Annotated in this window: 15 protein-coding genes; 6 read left to right on the top strand and 9 right to left on the bottom strand. The window is 58.9% G+C overall.

Going from position 1 to position 15,901, the window contains the following annotated elements; all coding sequences use genetic code 11:
* Nucleotides 1-132: 132 nt before the first annotated feature.
* Nucleotides 133-888, bottom strand: coding sequence for a hypothetical protein (locus AC07X9_RS20170; RefSeq protein WP_086486067.1), 756 nt, complete (start codon nucleotides 886-888; stop codon nucleotides 133-135).
* Between the two features lie 213 nt (nucleotides 889-1,101).
* Nucleotides 1,102-1,293 carry a hypothetical protein gene (locus AC07X9_RS20165; RefSeq protein WP_086486399.1) on the bottom strand — a complete coding sequence of 64 codons (192 nt, stop codon included), beginning with the start codon at nucleotides 1,291-1,293 and terminating at the stop codon, nucleotides 1,102-1,104.
* 121 nt (nucleotides 1,294-1,414) lie between these two features.
* Between AC07X9_RS20165 and AC07X9_RS20160 the strand changes: the two genes are divergently transcribed.
* Nucleotides 1,415-2,434 (top strand): IS110 family RNA-guided transposase, encoded by a 1,020-nt coding sequence (locus AC07X9_RS20160; protein ID WP_086485900.1) that lies wholly within the window; start codon nucleotides 1,415-1,417, stop codon nucleotides 2,432-2,434.
* A 310-nt stretch (nucleotides 2,435-2,744) separates the two neighbouring features.
* Here AC07X9_RS20160 and AC07X9_RS20155 read toward each other — a convergent pair whose 3' ends face one another.
* Both AC07X9_RS20155 and AC07X9_RS20150 read right to left on the bottom strand, forming a co-directional pair.
* Nucleotides 2,745-2,945 carry a DUF5818 domain-containing protein gene (locus tag AC07X9_RS20155; protein WP_086486068.1) on the bottom strand — a complete coding sequence of 67 codons (201 nt, stop codon included), beginning with the start codon at nucleotides 2,943-2,945 and terminating at the stop codon, nucleotides 2,745-2,747.
* Nucleotide 2,946: 1 nt separating this feature from the next.
* Nucleotides 2,947-3,759: a S1/P1 nuclease gene (locus tag AC07X9_RS20150; RefSeq protein ID WP_086486069.1), complete on the bottom strand. Its 813-nt coding sequence runs from the start codon at nucleotides 3,757-3,759 to the stop codon at nucleotides 2,947-2,949.
* A 146-nt stretch (nucleotides 3,760-3,905) separates the two neighbouring features.
* On the opposite strand from AC07X9_RS20150, the gene AC07X9_RS20145 reads away from it, so the two are divergent.
* A complete protein-coding gene (locus AC07X9_RS20145) occupies nucleotides 3,906-4,934 on the top strand; it encodes a DNA/RNA non-specific endonuclease (RefSeq protein ID WP_130752822.1) in 1,029 nt (342 codons plus the stop codon).
* A gap of 27 nt (nucleotides 4,935-4,961) precedes the next feature.
* On the top strand, nucleotides 4,962-6,137 hold the full coding sequence (locus AC07X9_RS20140; protein ID WP_495197997.1) for a T6SS phospholipase effector Tle1-like catalytic domain-containing protein: 1,176 nt from the start codon (nucleotides 4,962-4,964) through the stop codon (nucleotides 6,135-6,137).
* Between the two features lie 202 nt (nucleotides 6,138-6,339).
* On the opposite strand, the gene AC07X9_RS20135 is transcribed toward AC07X9_RS20140, so the two are convergent.
* On the bottom strand, nucleotides 6,340-6,936 hold the full coding sequence (locus tag AC07X9_RS20135) for a 3'-5' exonuclease (RefSeq protein WP_239018962.1): 597 nt from the start codon (nucleotides 6,934-6,936) through the stop codon (nucleotides 6,340-6,342).
* Between the two features lie 62 nt (nucleotides 6,937-6,998).
* Nucleotides 6,999-7,580, bottom strand: a complete 582-nt coding sequence (locus AC07X9_RS20130) for an alpha/beta hydrolase (RefSeq protein ID WP_239018963.1) — start codon at nucleotides 7,578-7,580, stop codon at nucleotides 6,999-7,001.
* 350 nt (nucleotides 7,581-7,930) lie between these two features.
* Here AC07X9_RS20130 and AC07X9_RS20125 point away from each other — a divergent pair, with 350 nt between their 5' ends.
* Complete coding sequence (locus tag AC07X9_RS20125) at nucleotides 7,931-8,905, top strand: DUF3800 domain-containing protein (protein WP_086486072.1); 975 nt, start codon at nucleotides 7,931-7,933, stop codon at nucleotides 8,903-8,905.
* Between the two features lie 111 nt (nucleotides 8,906-9,016).
* On the opposite strand, the gene AC07X9_RS20120 is transcribed toward AC07X9_RS20125, so the two are convergent.
* The 3 genes from AC07X9_RS20120 to AC07X9_RS20110 form a co-directional block, all read right to left on the bottom strand.
* A complete protein-coding gene (locus AC07X9_RS20120) occupies nucleotides 9,017-10,855 on the bottom strand; it encodes a UvrD-helicase domain-containing protein (protein WP_086486073.1) in 1,839 nt (612 codons plus the stop codon).
* A gap of 2 nt (nucleotides 10,856-10,857) precedes the next feature.
* Nucleotides 10,858-12,948: an ATP-dependent nuclease gene (locus AC07X9_RS20115; protein ID WP_086486074.1), complete on the bottom strand. Its 2,091-nt coding sequence runs from the start codon at nucleotides 12,946-12,948 to the stop codon at nucleotides 10,858-10,860.
* A 377-nt stretch (nucleotides 12,949-13,325) separates the two neighbouring features.
* Nucleotides 13,326-13,682, bottom strand: a complete 357-nt coding sequence (locus AC07X9_RS20110) for a hypothetical protein (RefSeq protein WP_217884268.1) — start codon at nucleotides 13,680-13,682, stop codon at nucleotides 13,326-13,328.
* Between the two features lie 567 nt (nucleotides 13,683-14,249).
* Here AC07X9_RS20110 and AC07X9_RS20105 point away from each other — a divergent pair.
* Together AC07X9_RS20105 and AC07X9_RS20100 are read left to right on the top strand one after the other, a co-directional pair.
* The gene (locus AC07X9_RS20105) at nucleotides 14,250-14,810 is read left to right on the top strand and encodes an RNA polymerase sigma factor (protein WP_086486075.1); all 561 of its coding nucleotides are present in this window, start codon (nucleotides 14,250-14,252) and stop codon (nucleotides 14,808-14,810) included.
* Entirely contained in the window at nucleotides 14,800-15,846 is a 1,047-nt protein-coding gene (locus tag AC07X9_RS20100; RefSeq protein WP_086486076.1) for a FecR family protein, read from the top strand. Before AC07X9_RS20105 ends, AC07X9_RS20100 begins: the two co-directional genes overlap by 11 nt.
* Nucleotides 15,847-15,901 lie beyond the last annotated feature (55 nt).

Genomic DNA, 15,901 nt, shown 5'->3' with positions numbered 1-15,901 from the left:
CTATCTCATCTACACCCTGCGGCTGATAGGCGCCCGCATAAGGGGGAGGGGGTGGCGCAATCTTGCTCTGCCCGATCGCCGCAGGTGCCATGAGCGCTGCAGCCATCGCAACCAACCCGGCCGGTCGTTGCATCATTGTTGCGCAGTCGCCAGCTTAGGCTGCGCGCTTCCTGGAAACTCCTCCAGCAACTGACCAACCCGCTTGTCGGCACCGTCTACTTCTCGCACATCCCCGCCCATCGCGCCGTCCGCATTAAGCCATAGAAGGTTGCCGGTCTTGAGATCTATAAGGCCTGCATAGCCGGCATGTTCGCCCGATTTAACTCCTACGCCTCCCAGCGCTGCGGCAAATTGCAGCATCTTCCGGCCGGTAGAGCCATAGGCATCCTTGTTATAGATGAACAAAGCATAGTCGGCGTCCTTGGCGCCGGGCAGCGCGCCAACGCCGCTGCCGAGCGACCATTCGAATATATCTGCCTTATTGTCGCGCTTTTTCGTGGGAAGACGATTGCCCACGAAAAACTGATACTGGATCACCGACTGTGAAACCGCCGCAAACAAGGCCGAATATTCTTCGACCAGTTGCGCATCCTCGCCATAGGAAACCGGCGCAGAAATCACCTCGTTGCCCAAGGCCTGCTGACGTTTCGCCAGAGCGTCGTCGATATTCTTACGCGCCTGATCCGTCCAGTCTGCGTTGGGCTCGAACATGCCGCCTGTGGATTGGGCGCCGACGCGTACCGTTGGGCGAAACACTAGGATGGTCTTGCCGCTGTGTGGCGCAAGACTGAATCCGCCCTTGGTTGCGGTGCGCTCTTGGCCTGCTGCTGGCGCGACTATATACGCTGCGATCAACAGAGCCGCGATTGCGCGACGTAAAAAATTCATATTTCCCCCCTGCTGATTCCCCGTAGCAGAAGGATAGTGCTAATCTTACCAACAACTTCTGACAAGCTGCGAAGGTCGTTGATTCATGTCGATTGCTGTCATCTTTTATGACAGCGATAGCCATTGGCCTGGCAAGTTGACCTTTGATGTAGGCTGAAAACATAATCGACACGGAGCAATATAGCGCCCCGTGTCGATCATGACGCTTTACCCTTAAGTCGGCTTCGCACCGGGTGAGCCGCACTTGGCGAACTTGCCCTTTGCATCCTTGCAACGCTTGGGAGCGACCTTCTTTTCAGGGCATTTGGTGAATTTGCCCTTGGCGTCCTTGCATGGGGCGGCGGTAGCGACAACGGGCAGGGCCGCGATCGAGGCGGCGGCCAGAAACGAGAACAGGATCTTCATCGGCTTCATCCCTTGAAACAGATGGGGTGGTTGCCGCCCTCCCCAGACGGCATCGCAATGTGCCAAGATAGTGGTGTTGAAAGGCCACTGAGCGGAAAGGACGGCAACCGTGACAAAGGATATGATGATCGGGGTTGATTTGGCAAAAGCTGTTTTTCAGCTGCATGCCGCGTCGATGACAGGTCAGCTTCGGTTTTGTAAAAAGCTGTCGCGGCAGAGTTTCCTCAAGTTTATGGCCGAGCAGCCTCGTGCGGTGGTTGTGATGGAGGCTTGTGGCAGCGCGCATTACTGGGCCCGCGAGATGACCAGCCTGGGCCACGAGGTGAAGCTGATTGCGCCGCAATACGTGAAGCCGTTTGTGAAGCGGCAGAAGAATGATGCGGCAGACGCCGAGGCGATCGTGATCGCCGCCCAGAGACCGGAAATGCGCTTCGTCGAGCCAAAATCAGCCGAGCAGCAAGGTCGGGCAATGCTGTTCCGGGCGCGGACCCGGCTAGTTCAGCAGCGCACCGAACTGGTCAACATGCTGCGCGCTTTTCTTTACGAGCTCGGTCATGTGGTGCCGCAGGGCATCAATAACGTGTCCCGGATCGCCGCGATCATCACCGAGCCCAACAGCGATCTGCCTGAGATTGCCCGGATTGAATGCCGCGATTTGCTGGAGCAGATCGAAGCAATGACCGTGCGGATTGCGACAAGCGACCGCCGGATCAAGGATCTGGCAGGGCAAGCAGACATGGCTCGAAGGCTACAGACCATGCCTGGAGTGGGGCCGATGACGGCTCTGGCAGTCGAAGCGTTTGCCCCGCCAATGGAGAGCTTCAAATGCGGCAGGGACTTTGCCGCTTGGCTGGGATTGGTGCCGAAACAGCATTCGAGCGGAGGCAAGACCCGTCATGGCCGCGTCTCCAAAGCCGGGCAAAGCGACATTCGCCAGCTGCTTATCATGGGCGCCATGTCGCGATTGAACTGGATGGGCCGAAAATCGATCTCAGAAACATCGTGGCTAGCCCGCATGCTGGCGCGCAAGCCACGGATGCTGGTGGCAATCGCATTGGCCAACAAGATGGCCCGGATGATCTGGGCGATGTTGACGAAACAGGAAGATTATCGAACCCCGGCAACGGCAATCGCCGCCTGATAGAAAGGCTGCGCAAGGCCCAAGCTGGTAAGGGGGAGTGAGAAGGCGACGACCCGAATGGGCAAAATGATCGAACAGATCTGGATCAGGAAAACCAGTTAAGAGTCCCGAGTTTCGAGCTCGTGAATCAGATTTGGACCTGATCCGCGGATCACCATACCGGCCAGCGGCTTCTGGAAAACGCTGCAATCAAAGGCCTGACAGAAGACCGCGCTCGATCACCTGTTCACCGGTTCAAATACTTCTTGCCTCACGGGCGGCAACCACAGAGGCTCTTACATGAGTCGCTAGCGCAGGATAAACGCCTGTCTCAGGCAGGCTCAATGCGTTTGACGTCCAGCATGTCGAATTCCGACCTCGTGCCCGAAACCCGGACGCGTCGTCCAAGCAGATGATGATAGCGGCCGCTCACATCGAGACGCCATTCCCCGCCATCATCCACGCGCAGAACAGGATAAGGCCCGTCACCGAGCAGAATGCCGGTCAGGTCATGCTGTGAGCCTCTAGGCACCTCATTTCGCCTTGGCAGCTATGGCGTTGGTGGGCTCGAACACCCAGTTGAGATAGGCAGCGATACGAATGCCGGCATGTTTGAGCCTGTCGTCCAGCTCGGCGCGATGCTGATAGGCATAGTCCCAGGAGAGATTGGGATCGGTCGGATAGATCGTCTTGCGCAAAGCGATGCTTTCATGGAGCCAGACTGAAGGATCACGGTCATTCCAAGCGATGACTTGAGCAGGCGTGATCGAACGCGAGAGCCAGCCTGCCAGTTCGGAATAGGACAGGGATCGCTGCTCGATCATCACAGAGTCCCACACCGAATGTAGATTGGTCGACCGGCCGAACCAGGTCACTTTCACATCGTTGCCACCCCGGTCATTGCCGCCGCCTGCATGGAGCGGCTGGTGCAGATCGCCAATGATATGGACGATAAAGCGGAAGGCGAGACGTTTGTCGTCGGGCGACGCTTTTGGATCGCGCAGAGTTGCCGTAAACCGCGTGAGGGCTGTCATCGCGTCGCCTTCGGCGTGCGCATCTGAACCCTTATAGTCATCCCCTTCGCGGACGGTCACATAATGCCAAGGGCTCGCCGTCTTCTGCCAGAAATTGGCGGGATCGGATTTCATGTCGTCTGGCCAGGTCGCCGCTTCAGCCAGATCTTCTGTCCCCAGCAGGATCTTCACATTGGCGCGGGCAACACCGCCGAGGTTCTCATCGGCGATGGCGCCGGTGACCCGGTGGCCTATTGGCCCCCAGGCTTGAGCCGTTGAGGTGACGGCCCCGAAACACAGGGCGATGGCGAGAGAGATTCCGATAGTCCGCATGGGCTCTCCATGGCCCGATTACATGGGTAAGTGAAGTCATGTTCGGTCATTCGGCCGGGTCAGGAATTGGTGAATATGCTATGGGGTGCGAGTCATCCTGATTTACAGTCAGGGTCAGACACATAGAGGTGAAAGGGGAAGCCGATATGCGATTATGGATAGGCACCATTCTTCTGGGCTGCACGGCCGCTCCTGCGATGGCGCAGAGCTTCCCCTGCAGCAACGCATCCGTGTCACCCTATCTAGCGCTTGTCACAACCGATCATGACCACCAGCGTGTCGCGCCGGCCGGCAGCAGCCTGACCAAAAGATTCACGGCTTATTACTCTTCATTCGATGACGGCAAAGACAGGAATGGAGAGGCCAGGCATATCCCGCGGCTCAATCCGCAATTTGTCGCCTATGAGCTTCGTGGCGTAGGTCCCGATACCAATGGCGACTATGCCGAGCCGCCGGTGTCGATCGGACGGCCCAATCGCTGGTATAGCTCGCCCGAGCTGGTGCCGCTGGTCGACAATATTCAGGGAGTGACGAACCGCCGCATCGATGACAGCTATCGGGGCGCGGGCGAGGTCTGGAACCGGGGCCATCTAGCGATGAGCGATCATGCCCAGCGGATCAACGCACAGGCGAGTTGCAACACGCACAATTTCTGGAATGCCTCCCCCCAGGCCAAGGACCTTAACCAGGGGCCATGGCAACATCTGGAAAATTACTCGGCCGCAGCCTCCAACAAATATCGCAGCATCTGGTTGATAACCGGTCCTATCTTCGACCCTGCCACTCGCGGACTGACGATCGGCGATCCTGGCGAGTTGCCGGTCGAGATACCCGACGCTTTCTTCAAGATCCTGATCCACGAGAGCCCATCAGGCATCGACACGCTGGCCTTCGTCTTCGAGCAACCCAACCAGCTGAACGAAGAGGGAGAGCCTGTTCCGGGCGCGGCCTGGGTCAACTGCAATCAGGCACGGGCTCGCGATCATATCTATGACCACCGGCCGCAACTTGTGTCGATCGCCCGGATCGAAGCGCGAACCGGTCTGCGCTTCTTTCCGGATAGGCCGGACAGAGACACCCTGATCAATGCGCAGGCCACCGCGCTCTGGCCGGTGGAAACCCGTTATTGGGATTCTGGTAACGCCGTTTGCGCGCGGCAGCGCAGCCATCCCTGAGCCAATTGGACGAAACTCTGAGAAAGGATGCCCTGCATGCCCAAAAGCATTGTCATCCTGCTCGACGGCACCTCGAACGAGATAGAGAGTGACCGGACCAATATCCTGCGTCTCTACGGGATATTGACCAAGGATGCCCAGCAGCTCGTCTATTATGATCCAGGCGTTGGCACATTTGGCGCTGAAGGCGCATGGTCGCGGGCCTGGCGCAAGGTGCATGAGATATGGGGGCTCGCCACCGGCTGGGGGCTCGATCACAATGTGAAGGAAGCCTATCGCTTTCTCGTTGAGAATTATGACGATAGAAAAGGACCAGGCGGAAGCGGCGAGCGCGACCGTATCTATATTTTCGGCTTCAGCCGCGGCGCCTATAGCGCCCGAGTTCTGGCAGGTTTCATCCATGCAGCAGGATTGATCGAGCGACGAAACCTCAATCTGCTGGATTATGTCTACCGGGCGTACAAGCGCATCGGAGAAGGCGCAAAGCAGGAAGCCTTTGCAGAAATGCGTCTCTACGAGCGCATCCTTGATACAGACCGTCCGCCGATCCGCATGCTGGGTCTTTTTGACACCGTTGCATCCGTTATCGAGAGCGGCGGTCTGGGCATCAGGCTCAAGTCCCATGCCTTCACCAGCCGCAACAGCAGCGTGGAAACGGTTGCGCACGCCGTCGCGATCGATGAGAGACGCACCATGTTCCGACCAAAGCTCTGGCCAGCCGATCAGGAATATTGGGGCAACTCATTTAACAAAGGGGCTGCCAGACCGCAGGACGTGAGCGAAGTCTGGTTTGCTGGCGGGCATGGCGATGTGGGCGGAGGTTATCGCGAGACGCAAAGCGCCTTCGGCAAGGTGCCGCTGGTCTGGATGATCGAGCAGGCGAGGCGCTGTGGCCTGAAGTTCAGGCAGCAAAGTATAAACTCGGTGGTGATGGGTGAGCCAGCCGGTTCCAAATATGTACGCCCCGATCCCCTTGGGCCAGCCCATGAAACGATGACCCTGGGGTGGGCGCTTCTGGAATTTATACCACGGCGCAAAGCGAAAAGCTCATCTCGTCCTTCCATTTTTGGGCTGAGCCTCCCACTATTTGAACGCCGCACCATTCCCGCGACAGCACGCCTGCATGGATCTGTCATCGAACGTCGTGACCGCCTGGGCCACTGGAGCAGGAACATACCTGCCGACTATCTCGTAGAAGAATGAGCGACTGCGCCAGTTAGATAGCGTCTTCAACCCTTTGTCGCCATTCAGCCATTAAGTTTCGAATCCTAGGTTCGGACGTTCCGTTTTAACATTGCGGACGCCCAAGTCGCGAAACACTCTGGTTACTCGGCTTGTGAGGGTCGGATCGGGATTAGCGCACGTATCGCTGAGGGCGCCGAAATAGACCAGGGGCACCGGATGGTCAGCCACCCTCAGCCTTTCCGGCAAGAGCTGTCGCTGCGGCCACGACATCCAGCCAGTGGCGGTGTTCGTCCAGAGCATCCGCGAGCGCGCGGTGTGTCGGCTCCCCCTCTTCGCGCCTGACGTCGACCAGGTTTAGCAGATCGTCGATCTCTATATGCAGACGTTCGGGCGAAACGACCGGCGCGAGTATCCGCCTGGCGGCTTCAGCGCGCGCCTCTTCGGGGTCGCGGATACGTAAGGCGTGGCGCGGGAGCTTGGCGGCACGAAGAAGGGCGCTCATCCATTTTCCGTCCCAGGACGGCGCGCTTGCAAAAAGGGTGTGACCGGACAACTGCTCAACCATGCGCCACGCAACGACGTCGTGCGGGAGGCCGTCTTCTTGCAGCATTTCTTGTGAAATGTGATGGACAGCCTCTGCTTCGACATCCCAGTCCGTCCATTGCTGCGCGGGCCGGATCAGGTAGGATTCGCTCCTGCCATCCTCAAACACCCAGGCAACTTCGATCGGGTAGCTCAGCTTGGAGAGGGATGACGCCTCGAAGTCGAGAAAGGCGAACATAGGGGAAGAAACGATGGACGGGGTGATAAGCTTCATCCTTCAGGAGCGGGAGAGGACGCCACGTGCGAACGCAATCGCGGCAGAAAGGCCGTCCGGCCCTACACTATGGCCGAGACCTGACGAAGCAAGAGTCTCCCAACGGCGGCGAGTGCCGAAGATGCCAACTCCATCGAACGGAATGGTACAACATCGTCTTGCGTGCCATGGATAAGCAGAACCGGAGGACGGCTGCGTATGTCTGCCTCCAGGCTTTCCGGGGCAACCAGCATGCCTGAGATACCGACAATACCCGCAACAGTCTCCGGCCGGCGAAGTCCGACATGGAGCGCCATCATCGTACCTTGACTGAACCCCACCAGCAGCAGGCGATCACTGGTCAGGCCGGCCTTCTTAAGTTCTACAGAGATAAAATCATCAAGGGCTGGCGCCGCGGCAGCTGCGCCAGCGGCGCGCTCGGCCATGGAGAAAGTCTCGATAGGCCACCATTGGTGGGCCGCTGCCATTTGAGGAAGCAGCGAAGGCGCATTGGGCGCCACGAAAACAGCGTATGGCAGCCAGGGCTGCATCATCGCTGCCAGCGAGATCAAATCCTCGCCATTCGAACCGTAGCCGTGGATCAGTTTGACCGTTGCTTCAGGTTTCGAGCCTGAAAGCGGATTCAGGCGTGGGCCTTCGAGCAAGAGTGCATCCTTATCGGTATGTTCTGCGGTAAAAATTCTCTCGCTGTTCCACCGATACTAGACGCGAATGCCAATCGGCGCCAACTCTCCACCTATTGGCGCAGAGCCGATCGCACTGATGCGACAATGGCGGGCAGTTTCAGCGGCATGTGAATCGACCCTTCGTCGCCATTCGCGCGCCAATTCTCATCCCTCCAGTCCAGACCGACAGCTTTCCTATCTCTAACGCCAAGGTCTGCGCAGTGAGCCGCCCAGCAAGTTCTGGGGACTAACCCGCCAAAAAGGGCATCGCGCAAAGCCTTAAAATAGCGGAAGCTAGCTGTAAGCGCCTAACAGCTAAAGCAGGGGATATGAGTCTTCGTTTTTATATCGACGATAGCGGGAAAAATGATCCACCGGTCTTCGTGCTCGGCGGCGTTGCGTTTCAAGCCGAACAGGTTGCGACCTTCGAAGCCGAATGGATAGCGGAACTGGCCTCACCGCCCGCGATCCCATTCTTAAAGATGAAGGACGCCAATGCCGGGCGCGGCGCTTTCAAGGGCGTTCCGCGCAGCGAGCGGGACGCCAAGCTTGCCCGGCTCGGAGAAATCCTCCGCACACACGCCACGGCCACTGTCGCGGTGATCGTCCGCCACGACGATTACGAACGCATCTTTGCGGGTAAGATGATGGCTTGGATGGACCGCCCGTACCAGATGATGTTCCACCTCACGATTGCCACCGCTTACAAACTGGTGGCGGAGCATGGGTTTGGTAAGACCGCAGAATTCGTGTTCGACCGCCAGATCGAGCACGAAACGGCGCTTCGGGAATCCTATCCCGCGCTGAGGCAGGGTATGGAACCGGCCCTTGCCGCATTCCTTCTCGAAAATCCGCGCCACGCCGACGATCAGATCGAGGTCGCATTGCAGGCAGCCGACATGATCGCCTGGCATGTTCGCAGGACGTGGCGTGACGGGACCGACGCAATGGCCCGCGCATCGGGCGCCGGTCCGTCGATCGTGGCTATTCCCGGCAAGCACGATCTTTTTACCGAGAAGACACTCGCGTTTCTGGCGAGCGTCGCGACCGGCACGGTTCGGCGCCTTAACACCGTCTTTCCCTATGAGGCGAAGCAGATTGGCGAGGATTTCGAGGCAATGGCGACCTACGCCAATCTTCAGCTGATCGCGGAGGCCCGTCCCCTTCAGCCGGTCGAGCTCATTTCCTTCCCGGCCACCGGAACCGGCACATATCAGCTTGTCCGTAGCTGTGCTGCGCTAGGCAGGCCCCATCTCCACAGGCAATCTGGAACGCGGTGCCTAGGAGAGGCGTCGGCGGCGTAACGCCATCGATCCGGGCGAGCACGATCGGGCCGCCGCAGCTCTTGCAGGCGACGCCGAGGTAGAGGCTTCCCGGCTTGAGGTCGAATTCGATCGCGCGCCCGATCGGCTCCATCACTCGACCACCGATATTTGATCCGGCTCGAGCAACTTGCGCTCGAGAAGCTCAGTCCGAGCGGCTGCTGGGTTGGGTGTGAACAGCAAGACACGCAGATCCTCCAGCGCACGGGAGAACGAGACATAGGCGAGTTTCCGCCCGCGCTCTCTTTGGCCGTCGGTGGGCTCTCCTGCGGTCGCGGGGGTGAGGATCTTGGTGAAATTGTAGTTGTTCCAGTTCGCCTCGACATCATCATAAACTACCAGCACCTTGGGATACTCCTCGCCCTTCACGCCGTGCTGGGTGCTGAACGCCGTATTGCGGGAGATGAAGGTCGCGTAAGGCGCGATCTGGTCCACGCCCATCTGGAAAAATGCATCGGCGAGCCAGTCACCCTTGTCGAGGCTATGGGCATCGGCGTCATACTCCTCGGCGCGCGGGGCTCGGGTGAGATGCTCGCGCAATTTGTCGGATGTGCGAATAATCTGCCTTTCGTGACAAAAGCGAAGGAGGTCGCCGAGCGTGCCAGTTGTCCAGAGGTCAGCCAGCTGACCAACCAGCGCATTGGAAGTGTCGATCATCATTTTCAGCGTGTTCGGCGCGTTCGGCCCGTCCGCTGCAAAGGCGGGACTATCGCGTCTCAAAATATCGATGATCGCACGGCTGTCGCCATCGCCCCGCGCTGTGATCAATGGCAGGATCGTTTGTGTGAGCGGAACAAGCAGAAAATGCTCGCCGGCTTCGAAGTCGTCTTCGGCGCGCGATGAGGCATACGAGCCGTTGAACAAGCGATTGAGCTCGGCAAACCCCATTCGACGCGCGATCATCTGTCGAACGAGGAAGAGCTTGATCACATCATCGCGATCCTGCCAGTCCCAGTCCGCAACCGCCGCATCCATCCGGACCAGCGCCCGTTCGATCTGAGCGTCAGAATATCGGTTTCTGGGAAGCTCAGGCACCTCAGACTGGACTAGCCTGAATTCTACACTGCCCTCCCGTCCTTTATTGTCACCCGCAGCATATTGTTCGACGTCACTTCGATATGCGTTGAGGAGCCGGATGACGCTCTCGGAGCACCGGAAATTTTCGGTTTTCGTGATCGTCTCAGCGCCTTCGGGCGGCGCGAAGGAATGGGCGGTTTCATCATAGATCTGCTGCCACGGATCGCCGAAATAGCCGACGATCGGCAGGCCCTCCCCGACACCAACGAGATTGAGGCCCGTGACAATGCCTTCGAACGTGTCTTGGGCTTCGTCAACGAAGATGTAGGGAAATCTGAGGCCAGTGATCCGCCGAAAGGTGGCATTATGAGCCAGAAGATACGATGCGATCGCGATCACATCGTCATGGCTCAAGCGGCCTTTCGGATAGTCGCTGAACCGGACATCCCGATACTGAAACTCCTTCACCTCATCGAGGCCGGCAAGTTCCCCGTCCAGACGCTCAGCCTTGGCACGCGCATCGCGCGCGGTTCGGCTATTGCCGCCATTGTCCTTGTCCCGCTCCTTCTGAATCAGGGCCGGCAGCCGGTCAAGGCGCAACGCATCCCGAATGTCGTCCTGAAAACGCCCAATCTGTTCCCAGAGAAATCCGTGCAGCGTAGAGACGAGATAGAGATCGTCGAAACCCAGCCGCGATTTGATCACCTCGACCGCACGCTTCGTGAACGTGATGCAGGCGATGCGTTGGCCATTCTGCCGTAGCGCGCGGCCTTCACGATCACGGACACGGTCCAATGCCTCGACTAGCGAACTCGTCTTGCCGGAGCCCGCGCCCGCAATCAGTGCGAAACTGCGGTGGCCATCGAGGCAATCGCGCACCCTGGCGTCGGCTTCGCTCTCGACCCATGTCGCCATCGTCAAACTCCCGCTGGGGCATTCGGTGCCGGCGCTGGCCCGCACAGGCGTGTTTCAAGCCAGCCGAGCCCCTCACCGATGTAGAGCGGCACCTTCCAGGCCGTGGCACCGGCCAACAGACTCATGGCAAAGTCGGTCTTCTTGAAATTGTCCGACCGGATGCGATCATAGATCGCCTGATAAGCGTCGGGAAGCACCTCTGGAATGTCGATGCCGACGGAAAGCGTGCCCGCGCGTAGGAGCGCGAAATTCTCGTAAGCTATCGCCTCCTCCAGCGTTCGGGGGCGCAATGCTTGCTGCACGGCGCCGTCGGTGACGGTGATATCCGTCTGGAAGGCGATACAGCGATCCTGCGCGACATTGATCTTGTCGGCGGATGCCATCCCCATCAGGCCGCCGATAGTTGTCTGCACGCAGAGCTTTTTCAGTGTTGCGTTCGATGTCCGTGCATCGGGCACGTCGGCTCTGCAAGCACTCGGATAACCGGTCGGCGCGACGGAATCGATGTCGGTCACGACCAGATATGGGATCCGCAAAAACGCCAGTAGCCCCTCGAAGCGGTGCGCGAACGCGCCGCCTACCTCCAGAACGGTCAGGTATGTCGCCCGCAGTCGGGACGCCGAGGCTTCGATCATCGACGGCATGAGCAATTTCTCGACGGCACCTTCCACGAGAATAGCGGCATCCGCGAAGAACAGATCGCAGTGAGTGAGGCGGAGATAGCGTTTCAGGAATGCCAGTGATTCAGCGGGTGATACGAGTATGCCGTCGATGACCTCTGCCTCGGGCTGAAAGGCCCGCAGGCTTCGAACGTCCGAAGCGTTGCGAATACCGCCATTGGCGACCTCACCGCTCAGATGGCAACGCTGGAAATAGCGAACTTTCTCGAAGTCGACCGCATCCAGAATGTGGGACGAGTGCGTTGTGACCACCAGTTGCGGTACGAGGTCTGCCTGCCCCGCCGCCTTCGCGGATTGATCGATCACGCTCCACACGTTCGCAATGAAGGTCTGCTGGACCTGAGCGTGGAGATGCACCTCGGGCTCCTCGATGAAGATGAGGTGACAGAGCGGGCGATTCTCGGCGGTAAGGAGCCACTGCGAGTGAAAATGTCTGGCCTGAATGGCCATATATATGAGGTTCTTGAACCCCAGCCCGTTGTAGAGTTCCGGCAGTTCATGCGCGCGCCCGGGATCGACGTAGAGCAACTCGGTATTGCCGCGTAGCGCGGTCTCCGGACTGAGCGACGATATGATTCGCAGCTCGCGATCGTTGATCGACGGCACGCCAAGATCTTTGATCAGGCTGATCAGCGGATCGAACTGCTTCGCGTAATGCTCGGTGAGCTTCTGATTGTTCTCGTCGATGACCCGATGCGCTTCCGCAGCATGGTCTGTCTGCTCCAGATTCTTTCGATAGTAAGAGGCGAAGGCGGACGAGAGCCGATTGCTACGGCTGCTGTCATCGTCATTGATATTCCGCTGCGCATCGACAAAATCGACTCGAATGAGATGCTTAAGTAGGCGACGGCCCTCGTCGGGATCCAGCTGGTTAGCATGCACCTCCAGTCCGCCGCCTTCGACGGCCCTTTCCTCCAGCGATGCATATCGCACGGCGGAATGTCGGCTCAGATTGTTATCAGTCGACAGATACTGGGAAAGCGTTTTCGCCCGACTCCCGTCGGCATCGGCGGGGTAAGCGGCGAAATATTGATCTCGCAGCTTTTTTGGCTCCTCGACGCCGTATGACAGCCGGATGCCGACCCGAGTGAAGTCCGACAATTTTGGAAGCAAAGTGAAAACCCGCCCGAAGGCGATCGTGTTCGGATCGATCGTGAACCAGAGGTCGAGTGATATTTCCGGCAGCGAGGTGGCTTCGTCATCAGCCCCGAAGGCGTCGAAATCCGCCATCCTAGCAACCGCGAAATCGTGGATTTTAAAGTCTCGGTCGCCGAGAAATGAGCGAAAGATCGCGGTCGCCGATGTCTTTCCGCTGTTGTTGGGTCCGACGAAGATAGTCTCCTTGTCCTCAATGTCGATTGCGACGGCTTCCAAGCGTCGGAAATTACGTATCGAAACGGCGCTCAGCTTCATAATCCCCCCGCGTGCTGCGCCCCGATATTAGCAGTTCGACCGCCTGTTAAACAGCGATCGCTCCTACCGGCCCGCGCCTAGATTGTTGCCCGCTTATCATTGTCTAACAAGGAGGCAAATGTCATCATTCTGGAGCTATCTGCGGTGAGTGTTAGTCTGATCTCCAATCGACAAGGCGATTAGCCGCCACGATACATATCTCCTTTTAACGACAGCCACCCTCAGCCGGGCTGTCTCCAATTGCCCGACGCTCTTCCTCAAAAATGCGCACGACGGGATCCCTGAACGGCAGCTTATTCCGATGGAGCGCTCCGAAGCGGACAGCCCGGAAAGTCCCAGTCCTTGCCGTCTAGCTGCTCAACAGGCGGGCCAGCGATTTACCTCACACCGTTCGCCTCGCAACGCGCCGCCACCTCGCCCACGGCTGCCCGGTAATGTCGACACACCCGCTCCTCGCGCATTCCAAAACGCCGTGATACTTCGGCCACGCTCATTTTTCGTCCGACGACAAGAATGAGTATGCCGCGCGTCAGCGGCTCCATTCCGGCGACAACTTGCCTGATCCGCGCAGCTTCCTCGCTGCCCCCAGGGCCAATCGGTTCGGCTATCATCTGCAGGTCAACAGTATCGAGATAGCGGTCGATCCGCGCGCAGCAACGGTCATCGTCCGCCAGGTTTTGAAGGCACAAAATCAATTTCGCCAATGCCTGGCGCAGGACAGTTAGATAGGTCACATCAGGACACTCCGCAAATCGGGTTCAGTCCCTCCAGGGACACCCAACCCACTCTCCCTCCCCTTCTAACCCCTGGAAATGCTGTTTCCCGTGCGGGAGGCATCACGCGTCCTGCCTGTCCCCTACCCTCTTTCTCCTCGCCACCTCCCAGCTTCACACCCCGCCCTCACCGCTGCGACAGCGATCACCGCCCGTAGGGCCGGGATCGGCGCAGCCGAGCCCGGTCGGCGCGGCGGCACGCCGTGCCGACACGAGCGCGATGCCCGCGCAGCGGGCAGTCGCCCACCCCCTGCTTCAGCTGCTAATTCGCTTCGTAAAAACGTCATAATGGGTTTCTTAGGGGGTTGCGCTGCCCCGCCAATCCGGCAAGGTAGCCCCGCTTCTGTTGAAAGCGCAGAAGTGGGGCTTAGTAACCCCTGCATATACAGCTCGGTCGCAGTTTCACTGGGGCCGGGTGGCATGCGCGTATGTCCAGCCGGCAACGGTAAAGGCGCATGCGCCTGTGTGTATGCCAGGTTACTAACATCCGGCTTTGGCCGTCGCCCCGAGAGGACATAGGTGCGACGAATGAGCCAGGGCAGAAGCGAGGATCGCCTGCGCGATCCGGTCATAACCAGAGATTCCGGCAGGTTCAGCTTCCCGGAATTCTACACAAGGGAGAAGCCCCGCCTCATGCGCTTCTTCGCGCGCCAGCTTGGCAATCAGGCCGATGCCGACGAACTCGCCCAGGAAAGCTTCACCCGATTCGTGCGCGCAGCGCCCGCACAAGCGCTTGCCAGCCCGCAGGCTTACCTCACGCGCATCGCGACGAACCTGCTGCGCGATTTCGTCGAGCGCGGATCGACCCTGTTGTCGAAACGCACCAAGCCGCTCGACGATGGCCTGCATGCAATTGCCCCATCCGACACCCATCGCGAGTTGCAGGCAAAGCAAGATCTGGCGCGCTGGACGCTGATCCTCAACCAACTTCCGCCACAAACGCTCGATATCTTCATGCGCAATCGGGTCGAAGGTCAGACCTATGTCGCGATTGCAGCGGAGCTCGATCTTCCGCTCTGGGTCGTGCAGAAACAGATGCTCAAAGCCATTCGCCATGTTACAGCCTATCGCGAGGCGAATGATGACTGACCAGCCTGCTGATCAGGATCCCCACGAAGGATCGCGCGATGCCCATGAATGGGCCATGCTCATCATGGCCGACGTGGACGCCGTGCCAGACCCCAGGAATCTCGACAGGCTGGGTCCGCATCAGCGTGCCTTTGACGTCTGGATCGCCGAAAACCCATCCCGTAAGCTCGCCTATCTGCGCGTGGTAGACACCGTGCAGCAGGCAAGCCAAGCCGCGGCCCAAACGCATTCGCGCGGGCCTCTCCTGCACCAGACGCGAAAAGTGGAAAGCCGTCAACCACGGCTTCTCCTCGCCGCATCAGTGGCGCTTTGCCTTCTTGCGGCAACGGCTCTGCTTTGGCGTTCAACCGATGGGCCTCCCTCGCTGATCGGGCAGAGCGAGGCGCGCACGCCGCTGGAGACGCGGGTCGGCGAGGTGCGCACGGAGCGCCTTGAAGATGGCAGCTCTATCTTATTGGATACCGACACCTTGGTTCTGGTCGGATATACTGCCGAGCGCCGCACGATCGAACTCAAGCGTGGACGTGCCCGCTTCACCGTTGCCAGCCAGACGGCAAGGCCGTTCATGGTCCATGGCCGCGGCATTGAGGTGACGGCAGGCGTCGGCCAGTTCGACATGACGACCCGTGAGCGCACGCGCGTTCATGCCATCGAAGGCGAGGTCAATGTCACACTACCCCGCACTTTCTCTCGCGAGCGGCCCAAAGCCCTTACATTGCATTCCGGCCAGCTATTGACGCTCAAGGCTGGACAAATCCCGGATTTTTCCGTCAATTCTGCCAAACCGTCAGAGCAGCAATGGGTGAGCGGCGTGAAGAGCTATGATTATGTCCCGATCAGCGACGTCATCGCCGAAGCAAACAGCTATAGCGAGACCAAGATCTTTCTGGCCCAGCCGACCCTGGGCGCGCGCGAGATTTTCGCTGACATCGAAATCCGCAATATTGAGCGCGTTGCCCAAGCCTTGAGCGGCTTTCTCAACCTCAAGATCGAACGAACCCAGAAAGACATATTGCTGCTCACCGCCGAAAAATAATGACGCATTGCAGCTTTAGATAGGCACGCGCCCGTCTTCCGTTCTGAGCCTCAAT

The organism is Sphingobium sp. GW456-12-10-14-TSB1 (genome assembly GCF_059424385.1).
This window is presented reverse-complemented; position numbering and strand designations above follow the sequence as displayed.